Annotated in this window: 12 protein-coding genes, 1 pseudogene and 1 riboswitch; of the genes and pseudogenes, 7 read left to right on the forward strand and 6 right to left on the reverse strand. The window is 68.0% G+C overall.

Features of this window, described 5'->3' with window-relative positions; translation table 11 throughout:
* Positions 1 to 28: 28 nt before the first annotated feature.
* Entirely contained in the window at positions 29 to 511 is a 483-nt protein-coding gene (locus ACOJUJ_RS10525) for a hypothetical protein (RefSeq protein ID WP_420126828.1), read from the forward strand.
* An 88-nt stretch (positions 512 to 599) separates the two neighbouring features.
* Here the strand turns inward: ACOJUJ_RS10525 and ACOJUJ_RS10530 are convergent.
* Positions 600 to 947, reverse strand: a pseudogene (locus tag ACOJUJ_RS10530) (phosphomethylpyrimidine synthase ThiC); the annotation flags it as partial.
* Between the two features lie 26 nt (positions 948 to 973).
* Here ACOJUJ_RS10530 and ACOJUJ_RS10535 point away from each other — a divergent pair.
* Together ACOJUJ_RS10535 and ACOJUJ_RS10540 are read left to right on the forward strand one after the other, a co-directional pair.
* Positions 974 to 1,459 carry a hypothetical protein gene (locus ACOJUJ_RS10535; protein ID WP_420126829.1) on the forward strand — a complete coding sequence of 162 codons (486 nt, stop codon included), beginning with the start codon at positions 974 to 976 and terminating at the stop codon, positions 1,457 to 1,459.
* Positions 1,446 to 2,675 (forward strand): M48 family metalloprotease, encoded by a 1,230-nt coding sequence (locus ACOJUJ_RS10540; RefSeq protein WP_420126830.1) that lies wholly within the window; start codon positions 1,446 to 1,448, stop codon positions 2,673 to 2,675. The genes ACOJUJ_RS10535 and ACOJUJ_RS10540 overlap by 14 nt, the downstream gene beginning before the upstream one ends.
* A gap of 162 nt (positions 2,676 to 2,837) precedes the next feature.
* On the opposite strand, the gene thiC is transcribed toward ACOJUJ_RS10540, so the two are convergent.
* The 4 genes from thiC to ACOJUJ_RS10560 form a co-directional block, all read right to left on the reverse strand.
* Positions 2,838 to 4,613 (reverse strand): phosphomethylpyrimidine synthase ThiC, encoded by a 1,776-nt coding sequence (thiC, locus tag ACOJUJ_RS10545; protein WP_420126831.1) that lies wholly within the window; start codon positions 4,611 to 4,613, stop codon positions 2,838 to 2,840.
* Positions 4,614 to 4,792: 179 nt separating this feature from the next.
* Positions 4,793 to 4,892, reverse strand: a riboswitch (TPP riboswitch).
* A 76-nt stretch (positions 4,893 to 4,968) separates the two neighbouring features.
* The gene (locus tag ACOJUJ_RS10550) at positions 4,969 to 5,301 is read right to left on the reverse strand and encodes a hypothetical protein (RefSeq protein ID WP_420126832.1); all 333 of its coding nucleotides are present in this window, start codon (positions 5,299 to 5,301) and stop codon (positions 4,969 to 4,971) included.
* A gap of 114 nt (positions 5,302 to 5,415) precedes the next feature.
* Entirely contained in the window at positions 5,416 to 5,940 is a 525-nt protein-coding gene (locus tag ACOJUJ_RS10555) for a hypothetical protein (protein ID WP_420126833.1), read from the reverse strand.
* Between the two features lie 89 nt (positions 5,941 to 6,029).
* Entirely contained in the window at positions 6,030 to 7,451 is a 1,422-nt protein-coding gene (locus ACOJUJ_RS10560) for a thiol-activated cytolysin family protein (protein WP_420126834.1), read from the reverse strand.
* 274 nt (positions 7,452 to 7,725) lie between these two features.
* Between ACOJUJ_RS10560 and ACOJUJ_RS10565 the strand changes: the two genes are divergently transcribed.
* A complete protein-coding gene (locus ACOJUJ_RS10565) occupies positions 7,726 to 8,826 on the forward strand; it encodes a BTAD domain-containing putative transcriptional regulator (RefSeq protein ID WP_420126835.1) in 1,101 nt (366 codons plus the stop codon).
* Positions 8,827 to 9,539: 713 nt separating this feature from the next.
* On the opposite strand, the gene ACOJUJ_RS10570 is transcribed toward ACOJUJ_RS10565, so the two are convergent.
* Complete coding sequence (locus ACOJUJ_RS10570) at positions 9,540 to 10,832, reverse strand: hypothetical protein (protein ID WP_420126836.1); 1,293 nt, start codon at positions 10,830 to 10,832, stop codon at positions 9,540 to 9,542.
* Between the two features lie 317 nt (positions 10,833 to 11,149).
* Between ACOJUJ_RS10570 and ACOJUJ_RS10575 the strand changes: the two genes are divergently transcribed.
* The 3 genes from ACOJUJ_RS10575 to ACOJUJ_RS10585 all read left to right on the forward strand — a co-directional run bounded on the left by ACOJUJ_RS10575 (position 11,150) and on the right by ACOJUJ_RS10585 (position 14,902).
* Complete coding sequence (locus tag ACOJUJ_RS10575) at positions 11,150 to 12,760, forward strand: SpoIID/LytB domain-containing protein (protein ID WP_420126837.1); 1,611 nt, start codon at positions 11,150 to 11,152, stop codon at positions 12,758 to 12,760.
* A gap of 692 nt (positions 12,761 to 13,452) precedes the next feature.
* Positions 13,453 to 13,737 (forward strand): hypothetical protein, encoded by a 285-nt coding sequence (locus tag ACOJUJ_RS10580; RefSeq protein WP_420126838.1) that lies wholly within the window; start codon positions 13,453 to 13,455, stop codon positions 13,735 to 13,737.
* A gap of 313 nt (positions 13,738 to 14,050) precedes the next feature.
* The gene (locus tag ACOJUJ_RS10585) at positions 14,051 to 14,902 is read left to right on the forward strand and encodes an HNH endonuclease (RefSeq protein ID WP_420126839.1); all 852 of its coding nucleotides are present in this window, start codon (positions 14,051 to 14,053) and stop codon (positions 14,900 to 14,902) included.
* Positions 14,903 to 14,918 lie beyond the last annotated feature (16 nt).

Genomic DNA, 14,918 nt, shown 5'->3' on the forward strand with positions numbered 1-14,918 from the left:
GATCCGTTGCGGGGAGTGTGGTGGAACCATGTCGGACACGGCGGCCGCCTGCCCCCACTGCGGGGCACCGGCCGCGGCCGCGTCTGCCGGCCTTCCGGCGGACGGGCGGAGCCGCCGCCACGGGGTAATCGGCAAGCTCTACATCGTCCTGTGCTACCTGGGCGTGGTGATGTTCGCGTTCACGGCGCTGACGATCCTGGTTCTGCCGCTGACCAGCGAGCCGCGCATCCGCGAGACGGCGGAGCCCGTGCAGGTGACGCTGGCGTTCGGTGCGGTCGTGCTGCTGCTGATTGCCTGTGCGCGCGGCGTGCGGCGCTTTCGCCGCTGGGGATGGTGGCTTGCGACGGGCGTCTCGGTGCTGGCGGTGCTCTCCTGCATCGGCGTGATGCTGATGCCGACGGAAGCGGATGCGGCCAGCGTCCGCACGGGCGCGCTGCTGGTCATCGCGTTCCACGCCGTGTTCCTGGTGTACTTCTGGTCGCGCCGCCGCGACTTTGGCATTGGCACCTGAGGGAGAGCCGGACAGCGGCCACAAACGCGCGGGGAGCACCAGCCGGTGCTCCCCGCGATCGTTCCACCAGCCGATTGAAAGCCAGTCGTCAATCCGCCGCGACAGTCTCCTCCGCATCCGCGTGGACGACGTCCGCCGGCAAATACACCTCGCTGCCACGCTGGCGGAACTCGGCGGACTTGGCCGCCATGCCGGCTTCGATGGCGTAGGTGGATTCCATCCCCAGCGTGGCGGCGTACTCGCGGACGTCCTGGGTGATCTTCATGCTGCAGAACTTGGGGCCGCACATGCTGCAGAAGTGCGCGATCTTGGCGCCCTCGGCGGGCAGCGTCTCGTCGTGGTACGCCAGCGCGGTCACCGGGTCCAGCGCCAGGTTGAACCGGTCGCGCCAGCGGAACCTGCGAAATCCGGCAGAGGTGTCCGACGATTGGTGATGCACCCCAGCGGAGGAATGCGTCGGCCATGATGGATGAAGCCCAAGAGCTCGCGCTGATTCGCTCGATCCTCGTGGACACCTTTCCCGAGGCGAGCCAGCGTGTAGGAAAGACCAACCTTAACGACATCGTCAGGCGTCGCGGACAGGTGCGGATCGCACCTATGATCGGGGCGTCGAACCTCGACTGGACGGTCGCGCTCTCCCTGCTCGCGAGTTCGGCCACCATTCTGAGCCACTGTCTCATCGTCACCCGGAACAATCTCGATCCGAGGGAGGACGGCAGGACGGAGTGGAACATCCACTTTCACCAGACGAGCGAGATTCACCAGGAGATCCGGATCGACCGGGTTGAAGGAGGAAGCCGCGTCAGCGTGGGGAATGAGATCGAATTCGTGGTTCCCGCGGAGCTCGCCGACCAGGTGGACCCGGCCACGCTCGACAGGCTCATCGCGGCGCTCGTCTCGCATCTGGCCGCGAACCGCCAGGGGAGCCCCTCCCGTGAGACCAACTGAACCCGCTTCCCGGATCGTCTCCGCCCTGCGGACTACCTGGGCCACCCTCTGGCTTTTCGTCATTCCGAAGGATCTGTGGTCGTTGCTGGTCGTTTGGCCCACGGTCTTTCTCTCCGTGGTGAGCTACTTGTGGGAACCCAGCGGCTTAGGGGTGCGGCTCATCCTCCTGACCGTGGTCTGGGATGTCACGATGGGGTTCTGGCTGATGGTTTCGGCGATGAAGGCCTCCCGGGACGCGTTGGCCGCCACGGTGGTCGGCCTTCAGGATTGCACGTACACCAGGATCGGCTGGGACCATATTCTGAGTGGCGACGACGCTTCGATGATCGACCAGGCGAGCCTGATCAGCTTCATGGCCCGGCAGGGGCTGCCGTACGACCACCTGAAGGACGTCAGGTTCTTTCGTGTCGACATGGGAGAAAGCGGTGTGATTCCCGGCGGGCTCGGCGTCTTCAACGTCCCGTTCATCGAGGGTGTGGTCCTGGTGCGAGATGATCCCAGGGATGCCGGGGTCGAGGAGCGCTTCTGTCTCTATCACGAGCTGGGGCACACCCTGGGCAGTGAGTTCGTCGTCCAGTCGGCGTTGCGGAAGGGCGTCACGCTTCCGTTTGTGGCACTTCTACTGGCGGCCACCGCCGCGCACGTCACCCGTACGACGCTCCTCGTGTTCGCCATGTGCCTGGTGGCCCTTTCACTGGTGCGCTCGGTGCTCGCGAGGCGGAGGAAGACCCAGCGGGCGATCTTCGAGATGAAGGCGGACCAGTTCGCGATCGGGTTCCTGGACGAAGAAGAGCGGCGGTACCTGCTTCCAAAGATCGAGTCCGTGCTCCCCCAGGATCGCGATCTTTCGCCCCTGGAGCACCTGACGAGGGTCGGTGCCGCACGGACCCTGCTGGAAACCGGTGTGTCCCCCGCGCAAACCGATTGGTCCATATCAAACGGTGCATTCTTCTTCGAGACACAACTGCCGGCCCTGAACCTGGGCGCATGGATGATCCTGCTGGCGAGCTTCATCGGCGCGCCGGCGGCCGGGCTGGTGTACGGCTTTCAGTGGCTCATCGTCGCGGCCGTCGTAGTGGGGATACTTCGATATGCATTGTACTACTGGAAAGGCATTGTGTTGGAGTTGATCTTCGTCCGGCGCGTAACGTGGCAGGATGGAAAGTTCCGGCTCCGTACGGGACCCCCCGTCCCGGAGTCGGCTCTCACGATGTAGAATCGGAAGAGAGCTGCCCGGCCTTTCAACGGGCGGATGCGCGAAAAAGGCGGGGGGCACCGGCCGGTGCCCCCCGCGCCGTCATCAGCCAACATGCCGTCGATTGCCAACGGAATCGTTGTCAACGCGCGTGCTGGGCACGCGGCAGTGTGATGAGAACCATCAATCCGCCGCGACCGTCTCCTCCGCTTCCGCCTCCGCAGTCCCGACATCCGTCCGCAGGTACACCTCGCCGCCGCGCTCGCGGAACTCGGCGGACTTGGCCGCCATGCCGGCTTCGATGGCGTAGGTGGATTCCATCCCCAGCGTGGCGGCGTACTCGCGCACGTCCTGGGTGATCTTCATGCTGCAGAACTTGGGGCCGCACATGCTGCAGAAGTGCGCGATCTTGGCACCCTCGGCGGGCAGCGTCTCGTCATGGTACGCGAGCGCCGTCACCGGGTCCAGCGACAGGTTGAACTGGTCGCGCCAGCGGAACTCGAAGCGCGCCTTCGAAAGCGCGTTGTCCCACTGCTGCGCGCGCGGGTGGCCCTTGGCCAGGTCCGCGGCGTGCGCGGCGATCTTGTAGGTGATCACCCCCGCCTTCACGTCGTCGCGGTTGGGGAGGCCCAGGTGCTCCTTGGGCGTCACGTAGCACAGCATGGCCGTGCCGTGCCACCCGATCTGCGCCGCGCCGATGGCCGACGTGATGTGGTCGTACCCCGGCGCGATGTCCGTCGTCAGCGGCCCAAGCGTGTAGAACGGCGCCTCGTCGCACCATTCCAGCTGCTTGTCCATGTTCTCCTTGATCAGGTGCATGGGCACGTGGCCGGGACCCTCGTTCATCGTCTGCACGTCGAACTCCCAGGCAATGCGGTTCAGCTCGCCCTGGGTGCGCAGCTCCGCGAACTGCGCCTCGTCGTTGGCGTCGTAGATGCTGCCCGGCCGCAGCCCGTCTCCGAGCGAGAAGGCCACGTCGTACGCCCGCATGATCTCGCAGATCTCGCGGAAGTGGGTGTACAGGAACGATTCCTTGTGATGCGACAGGCACCACTTGGCGATGATGGATCCGCCGCGCGAGACGATCCCCGTAAGCCGGTTGGCCGTCATCGGCACGTAGCGAAGGAGGACGCCGGCGTGGACGGTGAAGTAATCGACTCCCTGCTCCGCCTGCTCGATCAGCGTGTCGCGGTACAGCTCCCACGTCAGCTCCTCCGGCACGCCGCCGACTTTCTCCAGCGCCTGGTAGATGGGCACCGTGCCGATGGGGACCGGCGAGTTGCGGATGATCCACTCCCGCGTCTCGTGGATGTTCTTGCCCGTAGACAGGTCCATCACCGTGTCGGCGCCCCACAGGGTGGCCCAGCGCAGCTTCTCCACCTCGTCCTCGATGGACGAGCGGACGGCGCTGTTCCCGATGTTGGCGTTGATCTTCACCTTGAAGCCGCGGCCGATGATCATCGGCTCCAGCTCCGGGTGGTTGATGTTGGCGGGGATGATGGCGCGGCCGCGGGCCACCTCCGATCGAACGAACTCCGGATCCATCCCCTCGCGCAGGGCCACGAACTCCATCTCGGGCGTGATCTCGCCGCGCCGCGCGTAGTGCATCTGCGTCACGGGTCCCGTACCCCGCAGCGTGGGCCGGTGCAGCGCCTCGGGCATCTCCACCTGCTGCGCGCCGGGGAGCGGCCGGTACGTGCGTGCGGCCGCCACCACGTCGCCGCGATCCAGGATCCAGTCCAGCCGAAGCGGCCGCAGACCGTGGCGTACGTCCGTTCCCACCGGGCCGCTGGTATCGTACACGCGCAGCGGGGGCTCGCCGCCGCTCAGCACGATCTCGCGCATGGGGACGCGGATGCCGTGGCGCCCTTCGACGTACACCTTGCGGCTGGCGGGGAACGCGTCGCCGTAGTCGGCGGCGGGGGTGGCGGGGGGCTCGGGGCGGGCTCGATGGATCATCTGCGTCTCCGTGGACTGCTGCGGGAGAGGGACGATCCGGGTCACGATGGATGGGAGAGAGACGAACCCCGCCGGGCGCCAGGCAACGAAAAAGGCGCCACGCCGGGGATCCGGGGTGGCGCCTGGACGGAATACGGTCCTCCGGCCCTGTTCGAGGGCGCGGCGGATGCGGATTCCGTCCGTGCGACACGCCGCGCTCCCTACGCCGGTGTGAACCGGATCAGGTTCCAAGGGACTGTCTCAACTCCGCGCACGCGCGAAGTACCCCTGGCGGCTTGCTCGTTCAATGTAACCGGCCGGTGGCCCGGGCACTAGGTTCCGGTGGGTGCGCGCCGCGGGCCTCCCCGTCCGCGAGCTACACGTTCGTCAGGTCCGGGTGCTTGGGGAACCCGTTCGGGGGAACCGGCTGCCCGGCGCTGGCGGTGGCGTTCCCGCGGAAGTAGAAGAGGTAGCACGGGTAGGTGCCCAGACCGGGGAGCAGCTTCGCTTGCACGTAGCTCCCCCCGTCGTAGGTGCCGTCCTTCGTCACCTTGATGATGATGTTGTGCTTCTCGGATTCGCGAATGAAGAACTGGTGGCAGTGGTCGAAGCAGGGAAACGCGTCCTGCACCAGCAGGTACACCTCGCTGGGGCCGGACAGCTCGGCGTAGGCCACCCGTTCGGCGTGGCTCTCCTTTGACTTCGTCAACCCGCGCACTTCTCCCACTGCCTTCTTGACCAGTTTCCATTTCTGGTCGGCGAGTACATAGCCCTGCGTAGTCGCGCTCATTCCGGGATTCTCCTGTTGTTGCTCGTTGGGTGGTCAGGGGGCCTGCTGCGCGATCCACGCGGACGTGATCTGCCTTGCGGTGGCCGGGATCTTGGTGTTCGGGGTCGTTTGTGCGGCCAGCGGATGGCGCCACCCCGTCAGCGGCTTGTGGCCCTCCCGCGCCGCGTCATAGACGATTCTCCAGTCGCTCATGAGCCGCGCGCAGCACCAGCACGCCGGTTGCGAGGCGTAGATTTCGCGCCCCCGCAGCGCCGCGATCGCCTGATGGACGGACTGATGGTTTTCAAGGATCTCCTGGGCGAGCCACGCCCGGATGATCAGCACTTCGGCGTGGATTCCGGTCGCTTCCCCTTTGGTCCACAGGGGAAGCCCGGGGATGTCCTGGAAGGCAAAGTCCCGCGCATCCGCCATGTCACCGCCAAAGCCGAATTGCGTGGCGAGCTGAACCAGGGCATTCAGCTGCGGGTCCCAGTTTCCGTTCTGGGTGACCGCCATGGCGGGATGAAAGCCGAGGGCGGACGTCTTCTTGGTATCCGTGTACAGGTCCTGAAAGCTCATGTGACAACTCCTCTCGCTCGTGGACGACGAGACAGGCGTCCGGCGCCGGGCGGACCTTCCAGGCGTCCGCCCGGCGCCGCCACGCCGCCTCAGCAGTGGTTGTCCCAGCCGCGGTTCAGGGTGGTTCCCGTGATCCGGTAGCACTTGTTGGTGGGTCCGCTCTCGGTGACGTTGATCGCCTCGCCCCACGGGTCCCACACCAGGCCGGTCATGGCCAGTCCGCGGATGCGCAGGTTGCGGGCGTCACCGGGAAGGTCCAGCTGCTGGGTAAAGCCGGCCGTCTTGTTTCCCGACTCCCACTTCCTGTCCTGGTAATTCAGGTTCTCGTCCGGCTCCTGCCAGGTGACCTCGAACTTGCCCACGTACCCGCCGGCGTGCCGCAGCCGGATAAAGCCGTTGGGGTGCTCCCGCTGCTCGATCTCCGTGTAGTCCGTCGTAAAGCCCATGGTGGCCACCTCGTTGTCCCTGAGGAAAGCCGTCACGTACGAGATGGGGGCGCCGGGGTTGTCGCGGCGGTAGGTGGCGTCGCGGGTGATGTAGTCGCTAAGCCGGTGCAGGTCCTGCGCGTTCCCGGAAAAGCTCGCCGAGCTTTCCGCGCCGCCGCCGATGGCGACCGCCGTGATGCTGAGGTCGCTGAACTCGTCGGAGAAGCCGCCGCCCGCGTTGGCGCCCACCTCCACGCCCTTCATCATCTGCTGAAAGCTGGCCTTGAGGCTCGCGTGGCTGCGGCGGGCCGACGACTCCACCCTCAGCATCAGGATGCGCCCGTAGTCCACGCTGCGGATGTACGCCGGCGGGTGGGCCGCGCTGACGGCCCGGCGCACCTCTTCCAGCGGCACGTCGGGGGCAAACACGTCCGACGGGCGGTTGGGCGCATCCATGGTGACCGTGTAGAAGACCTGCTTGAAGAACGCCAGGATGCTCGTCCTGCTGCGGTCGTGGCCCGCGTCCAGCTGCGCCGAGGCGCCGCCGCCGGCCCAGTCGGCGCTGAAGCCCAGCTCCAGCGCCACCTGCTGTGACGAGAAGGCGGCCTCGACGTTGACGATGGACCGCGCCGCGTTCACGTATCCCTGCGACGCGGGGTTGGCGTTCCACTCCTCCAGCATGGCGTTCAGGGTGTCCTGCACCGAGGAGTGCGACACGTCGTCTACCCGGCGACGTCCGTTCTGCAGGCCGGGAAGGTCCACGGACAGGGTCATCGGCCCGCGCGGCAGCGATACGGGGGTGGGCTGGCCGTCGCGAAGCCGCTGGTCCACGCGCACCAGGGCACCGGGGTAGATGACGCCGGCGGTGGGGCGCAGGATGACGACGTCCGACAGGTTCCTGCGCAGCGAGCGCTCCGTCCGGGTGGTGACGATGACGGCGTTGTTGGTCCGCTCGCGCCGCGCGGCCGGCGCCTTTTCGACGCTCCCTTCGCGCTGCACGGAAAGCAGGACGGCGGGATCGTACTCGAGCGAGCGGATGTGCTCATCGATGGCCCGGCGGTCGGTGGGGGTGATGGTCTGTTCCATTGTCGTTTTGCGGTAGTGGTTGTGGCGTAGCTGTGTGGCACGGCGTGATCGCAGGCCCGCCGTGCGTCCTGGTACTTCCCTCTTTCCGGCGTGAACCGGAGCCCGGGGGGGCGCGGCGCGCCCCGTTTTCCACCTCCTTCCGGTGTGCGGCGATGACGAACGCTCCCCGAAGCCGGGGGCGGTTGCGTATCCCCGCCGGCACTGGCCGTTGGGGGAGCCGCGCACTAGGATGCGGAAAGTGAGTTCCCTGGCTCTGCCCTGTCTCTTCCATCCGATGTTCCGCCTTCATCTGCTTGCCGGCTCCGACCTTCTGTCGCCCGCCGGGGCCGCGGTGCACTCGGTCGTCGCCCAGCCCAAACGGTTCGCCCTTCTCGCTTACCTGGCCCTTGCCGCCCCGCGCACCTTTCACCGGCGCGATACGCTGCTCGCCATGTTCTGGCCTGAACGGGATGAGAAGCACGCGCGCAACGCCCTGAGCAAGTCGCTGCACTACCTGCGCGCGTCCCTGGGCGCGGGCGCGATCCTCAGCCGCGGGGCGGACGAGGTGGGGATGAGCCGCGAGCGCGTGTGGTGCGACGCGGTGGAGTTCGAGGAGGCGCTGGCGGCGGGTGAGGCGGAGCGCGCGCTGGAACTGTACCGGGGAGACCTGCTTCCGGGGCTTCTGCTGGACGATGCGCTGGAGTTTGAGCGCTGGCTGGCGAGGGAGCGGGAGCGCCTGCGGACGCGCGCCGCCGACGCGGCGCGCGGCCTGACGGAGCGCGAGGTGGCCGCGGGGCGGGCCGACGAGGCGGTCCGCTGGGCGCGCCGCGCCGCCGAGCTGGCGCCGCTGGACGAGGGTGCCGCGCGGGCGCTGATGGAGCTGCTGGACCGCAACGGCGACCGCGCGGCCGCCCTGCTGGCCTACGCCGAGCTGGCGCAGCGGCTGCGCGAAGAGCTGGAGGTGGAGCCTGCGCCCGAAACGCAGGCGCTTGCCGAGCGGGTACGCGCCCGCACCGGCTTCGCCGACGCGGCTCCGGCCGGCGGCCGGGGGGCGGGGATCGGCAGGGTGGCGGCGGCGGAAGACCTGCCCCCGGTGCCGCTGGACGGCCGCGCCCCGCACACGCGGTGGCTCAGGGCCGAGATGCTGCACGCCGCGGGGCGCCTGCGCGAGGCGCTGCGGTGGTACGCCACCTTTCCGGAGCCGATCGCGTACGACCTGCCCTACCTGGCCCCCGCGCACCTGCGCAGGGCGGAGATCCACGAGCGCCTGGGCGACCGCCGGGAGGCCGTCTGGCACTACGAAGCCGTCCTGGACATCTGGCGTGATCCCGACCCCGAGCTTCGTCCCGAGCTCGATGCGGTGCGGCACCGGCTGGCGCAGCTACAGGGTGGCTAAGACGACGTGCGGGGGCATCCGCGGTGCGCGTGCGGCCGGAGTGCGGGCCGGTGCTGGCCATCCGGATCGGACCGGCCGGAGCACGGGCGCGGACGCATGGGCTGTGACTGCCCCGAGAGACGACGATCCGAGCCTGGTGGATGGGCCGAGAAAAGGCGCCACGCCGGGGGATCCGGGGTGGCGCCTGGACGAGTTGCGGTCCCCTGGCTCCGGGGTGAGGGCGGTGGATGCGCTTCCGCCGGTGCGACACGCCGCGCTCTCCGCGCAGGTGTGGTACCGAATCCGCGAATACACTCATACCCTTTCTCGCAGTTCGTTGTGCAATCAGAGGAACGACGGAAAAACATCACGCGGAGGCGCGGAGGAACTGATTTGAGGCGCGGAGGCGTTTTGGGCGTTCCCTCCGCGCCTCTTCCGTTTTCTCCGCGCCTCCGCGTGAAAATCGTTCCCCTCACTGCACATCGAAATCCGGGAGATGGTATCATATTCCCCAACTGCAGGTTCTCACGCAGAGGGAGCAGAGGAAGCAGAGAACTGCCTGGGAAATCCCCGCTTTTCTCTGCTTCCTCTGCTCCCTCTGCGTGCAAAATCTTTTTTGGATTCGGTATGAACCGGGCCCGGTTTCAGGGGACCGTCCCACCTCCACGATCTGTGCGGAGTGACCCTGGCGGCTTGCTGTACTCGACGTGACGCTGCCGCGGCGGCGCACCGCGTCAGCGGCGTGTCTCGGCCGCGGTGTGGATCATCACGTCCGCCATGCCCAACCCGCCCACGGTGATCCCCACCCAGAATCCCGGGTCGCCGGTGCCGCGCGCGTGGTGCAGCACGGCCATCGCCGCGAACACGGCGAGCAGCGCGGTCCAGGCGCCCAGCGCCATCCACCAGCGGCCCGGCGGCAGCCGCGGCGCCGTGGTGGGCGGGATGGTGAAGAGGATGGCAAAGATGGCGGCCATCCCCGTGCCCTTGGGCGCGCCCAGGACCCACGCCAGGCCCAGCAGCGCGGCCCCCGCCAGGAGCACCGCCGTGGCCACCGCCGCCACCTTCTGCGCCGTAGCCAGCACGGCGCGCCCCGCCGGGTCGGAGAGCATCAGCAGGTCCGCCAGCGGCTTTGCCGTCCAGGTAAAGACGGCGATGCCGATGACGGCTGCCTGCAGCGGCAGGAGCAGCCACAAGGGCAGGTCGAGTACGGACACGTACGCCAGCAGCGTCACGGCCACGGCGATCGCGACCCACCTCATGAACTGCGGGATCCAGTACACCCGCAGCGCCACGCGCAGAAAGCCGCGGTACAGCGGATTGCGCGCACGCAGCGCCTCCAGCAGCCCGCGCTGCGCGGTCTTTTCCCCAGGTTCGCGCTGCAGCGAGGCGCGAAAGTGGCGCAGCGCCGCGGGCGGGTCGCCCCGGCGCAGCGCGGCCCACCCGGCGTTCGCCTGTACGGCGTGGTCGTCCGGTGCCAGCGCCAGGGCCCGCGCGAAATCCGCCTCCGCCTCCGCGTGCCGCCCCATCCGCGAGCGCAGGGCTCCGGCGGTCATCAGCACGCCGGCGTCGCTCGGGGTGAGCGCCAGTGCGCGCTCGGCGAACTCCAGACCGTCCCGGTACCGCTCGCGGTCCATCATCAGCACCGCCAGGTGCAGCAGCAGCGGCGGCATCTCCGGCGCCAGCCCCAGCGCCAGGCGGGCCGTCTTTTCGGCTTCGATGACGAGACCCTGCCGGCTCTGCAGCAGCGACAGCACGTACCAGCCGGTGGGGAGCACGGGGTCGTACGCCGTGGCCCACAGCGCCTCCTCCATCGCCTCCTTGCGGCGTGCCGGGTCCTCGGCCATGCACAGGGCCAGGTACGCGTGCAGCGCGGCGCTTTCGGGCTGGTCGCGCAGCGCCTTGCGCAGCTCGTCTTCGGCCATGCGGTAGCGGCGCTGCTCCATCAGCACTTGCGCGCGCAAAAGGCCGGGGTGCGTGGAATCCGCCTGCATGGCTACGGCCGGGCAGGTGCGGCGCGCCAGGCGCAAGGGCGAAGCTGCGTCATCGCGGGTCGGAGGAGAAGAAGGGGAGGGGAACGGGCGATCGGGATGGATGAGGACGGCGCCACAAGGTACGTGCGGTGGCGCGGTGGGTCTACCCGAGCAGTGTTGGCAGTACGACGTGACGCGGCTTTTGCGCGCCCGCGCGGAGGTGGATTTCGGGCTTCTCCCCCCTCCAACCGTGTGCCGGGCCGCGTTCGCTCCGGAGGTTGACAAATCGCGAATTTTGTACGTAAGTAGGGGTTCGCCCGGCCGCTTTCCCCCGCGTCCGGAATCCATCCCCTGCGTCCCCCGAACTGGCCTTGATGACCTTCCTGCGAAGCCGGCTCGCCGTGCCGGCCGCCGCGCTGTTCCTGGCGCTGGGCGCCTGCTCCGACATGGACCCCACCGGCCCCGGCGCCCGCGCCGGCGGCCCCTCGCTGGATGAGGGCGTGGCCGCCACCGCGTGGAACGGCAACATCCGTATCGGCGTGATCCCCACGTCCACCAGCGTGACGCTGGGCAGCGCGGCGGACTGGACGTTCACCAACAAGACGACCGGCGCCACCCTCCTTTCCGGCACCGGCGGCGTGTCCGCCACCGTCACGCTCGAGGCGGGCTCGGTAAGCGAGACGCGCTGGCGCCTGCAGGTGATGTGCGGCTCCGCGTCCGCCGTCGCCGCGCAGATCGCGGCCGCGCAGGCGCTGGGGCACCCCACCATGACCGAGGTGATCCCGGCGTGCACGCGGCTGCTGATCGGCAGCTTTCCCGTGAGCGCCAGCTTTACCGAGCGCAACAACTACAAGAACCTGCTCATCTCGCAGGGGCTGGCCGCCGCCGACGCGTTCTGGCGCCAGATCACCATCGTCACCGGCGTTACCCAGTACCGGGTGAACACGGGCTCGGCGCAGGCGGTCAGCAGCGGCCCCGTGGTGCTGACCTCCTCGGACGGGCTGGTAAAGATCGGCACCCTGCCGTACCGCGGCACGGGCGAGGTGGCGCGCAACAGCGCGGGAACGCTGGCCGGCATCAACGAGCTGCCCATCGAGCAGTACCTGTACGGCGTGGTGCCGCGCGAGCTGCCTCCCGTTCCGTACGGCGAGATCGAAGCGCAAAAGGCGCAGGCCGTGGCCGCCCGTACCTACGCGCTCAGCGGTCTGGGCAAGCGCGCGGCCGACGGGTACGACCTGCTGCCCACCACCACCGACCAGGTGTACGGCGGCTACAGCGCCGAGCACCCGGTGAGCAACGCCGCCGTCGACGCCACGGCCGGCGTGGTGGCCGTGTACCAGGGCAAGCTCATCCAGGCGCTGTTCAGCTCCACCAGCGGCGGCTACACGGCCAACAACGAGGACGTGTACAACTCCGATCCCATCCCCTACCTGCGCGGCGTGCGCGACCACCAGCACGGCAACAGCCAGCACGTGCTGGATTCGCTCAAGGCGCACAAGGGCCCCTCGCTGCGCGGCAAGAAGAACGGCGACTTCGAGGCGGACTGGAGCAAGTACCACCGCTGGAGCTTCGAGTGGACGGCGGACGAGATGAGCGACGTGATCTCGCTGTACGCCGGCCAGGACGTGGGCCGGGTGCTGGCCATCAACGTGGTGGAGCGCAGCAACAGCGGCCGCGTGAAGCTCATCGAGTACGTTACCGAGGCGGGTACCTTTGCCGACACCAAGGACCGCGTCCGCACGTCGCTCAAGTACGTGAACGCCGACGGCAGCTTCAGCAGCCTGCTCAGCACGCTGTTCGTCATCGAGCCCATCATCGACCGCAGGACGGGCGAGGTGGAAGGCTTCGAGGCGTTCGGCGGCGGATGGGGCCACGGCGTGGGCCTTAGCCAGACCGGCGCGGTGGGGATGGCCGAAAAGGGCTTCACCTACGAAGAGATCCTGCATCACTACTACCAGGGCATCGACCTGACCACCTGGTACTGATCCGGATTGTCGGATCGGCTCCGACCGATCGAGAACCGCCCGCGGGGACACCTCCCCGCGGGCGGTTCTGCGTTCCGCGAACCTGTCTGCTCCCGGCGGCTCGATGTCATCCTGAGGGAGCGCGCGCCGCAACTCTCGCAACCTCACAAGCTTGCGCGCGACCGAAGGATCTTTGCCGGGTCGCGCCAGGCTCGACCCTCGGGAGCCGTTCACGTCCCTCCGTCAGGCAGAAGGCCCCTTCGGTCAGCGGCCAACCCTTCGCGGGGAATGATACCAGATCCGGCAAAACACCTCACATCAAGTCGGACTAAAGGAAACAGAGGTCAGGATACAGAGGGACAGAGAACAACCAGAGGAACAGAGGAGGAACGCTGATCATCTCTGTTCCTCTGGCTGTTCTCCGTCCCTCTGTACCTTCCGATGTTGTTTTTCCGCATTCGGGATGAGATTGCGGAGCGGCGCCTCCCTCAAGAAGTCAGCGCGTGTAGCCGGTTTAGCGACACCCTCTCATGCTCATGTCAGCCTCAGGAAGTCGGCGTTTGGGAGTTCGGGAATCTACTCTGATCAAGTGAAACACAGGTGATGGCGATGGCGTAGCGCAAACTGTGGCGCAGGGGTATTGCCGCACGTTGCTCCGCATGTCGAACAGGATGACGATAAATCGCAGGCGCAACCGCCGATCCCTGATCCCGATGCTGCTGCGGGAGCGTGCGCCCGCGGTGCTGGTGGTGACCCTGCTGCTCGCGCTGGCAGGATGGTTCATGGTCGGCCACTGGGACCGGCGCATGGAACTCTGTTTGGCCCGGTACGCACGAGCCAGAACTGCCGAAGACACCGCCCGCGTGGACCGCATTGGCTGGAACGTCCGCACCCGCACCGGTTGCGGGGAATCTCGGCGCGACGGTACGCTGGACCGCCACCGCCGGGCGATGGAACGCCGCGCGGCCGCCAGTGCTGATCCGCTCATCGAAAAATAATTCTGTTGTGCAATCGTACTGCACTACATATTGTGGATCATGCCTCCGATCCACGGTCCGGATCGCAACCCGTCGCGCTCTTGCTCAACACTCCGGCGCTGAAACACCTGAAGCAGAAGCGAGGTAGAAGATAGAGACGGACGCGTCGCAGGCGTGTTACATGACGCACGGACATCTGGCATCGAAGTTCCTTATCGTTTCCATCAGGCAGGACCAACATCCCTCGCGCGGCAAGGTCCGCGAGACGGCTGCGTGAGGGCGCACACGGCGGATCTGTCGCAATCCGCCGCCTCCTTTCCCAACGGGAGCCCACGTGCGAGGAAACGGAACGGGCGGCACGCTGCAGCGGGAGCTGGAGCACCGCATCAAGACCGGAAAGTGTGTGTACTGCCGGGCCCCCGCGGCCCCGGACCGACCCCTGACCCGAGAGCACGTCATCCCTCGCGCCCGCGGGGGCCGCAGGAAAGACGCTCGCATCATCGTTCCCGCCTGCGCCGCGTGCAACCAGCGGCGCGGCTGCCAGGAAGTCGTTCTCTTCCTTCTCGCCCGCCCGCGGCGAATCCTGGCGTTTCTGGACTATCTGTCCGCGCTTCCCCCCGAAACCGTTCGCCAGATCGACGTCCGCGTGTTTGCGGAGCTGTACGCCGCCGTGTGGCTGCTGGCGGAAAGCTCCGCCTGCGGCGCCACCTGGCGCGAGCAGCTGGAGCGCCTGTGTGCCGGCCGTCGGCTGCATCGCAGGCGCTACGCGGCGCGGCGCATCATGACGGCGGCGGGCGTGCGCATCGAGCGGGCGCGCGACCGGGCGTCGGTGTTGTCCGGCCCCAGCTGCCCGCTCCCCGGTTCGCTGCCCATGGAGGGGGGGCGCCATGCGGATACCATCGCCCGCGGCCTGGCGACGCTCATCGGCACGCTGGCATTGCTGTGGGATGCGCCGGCGGAGCAGGTGTTCATGGAGCTGGAGCGCGAGCGCAGCCGCGCCCACCGTACCCCCGAAGCGCGACGCCCGGATTCCGGCCGCCAGCCCTACCTGGGCCACGCGGAGGAGGAGGACGAAGACGCGGCGGTCGTCTCGCTGGATGGATGGAAGCGCCACGGGGGCCGCCGCCGGCGCTTTCGTGTAGATGAGCGCGGCGGCCGCGGCCGTCCGCGCGGGAGGGCCGCGTAGGAGTAAGGGCAGGTTC

Origin of the sequence: Longimicrobium sp. (assembly GCF_048594345.1) — a bacterium.
Taxonomy (GTDB): Bacteria; Gemmatimonadota; Gemmatimonadetes; order Longimicrobiales; family Longimicrobiaceae; genus Longimicrobium.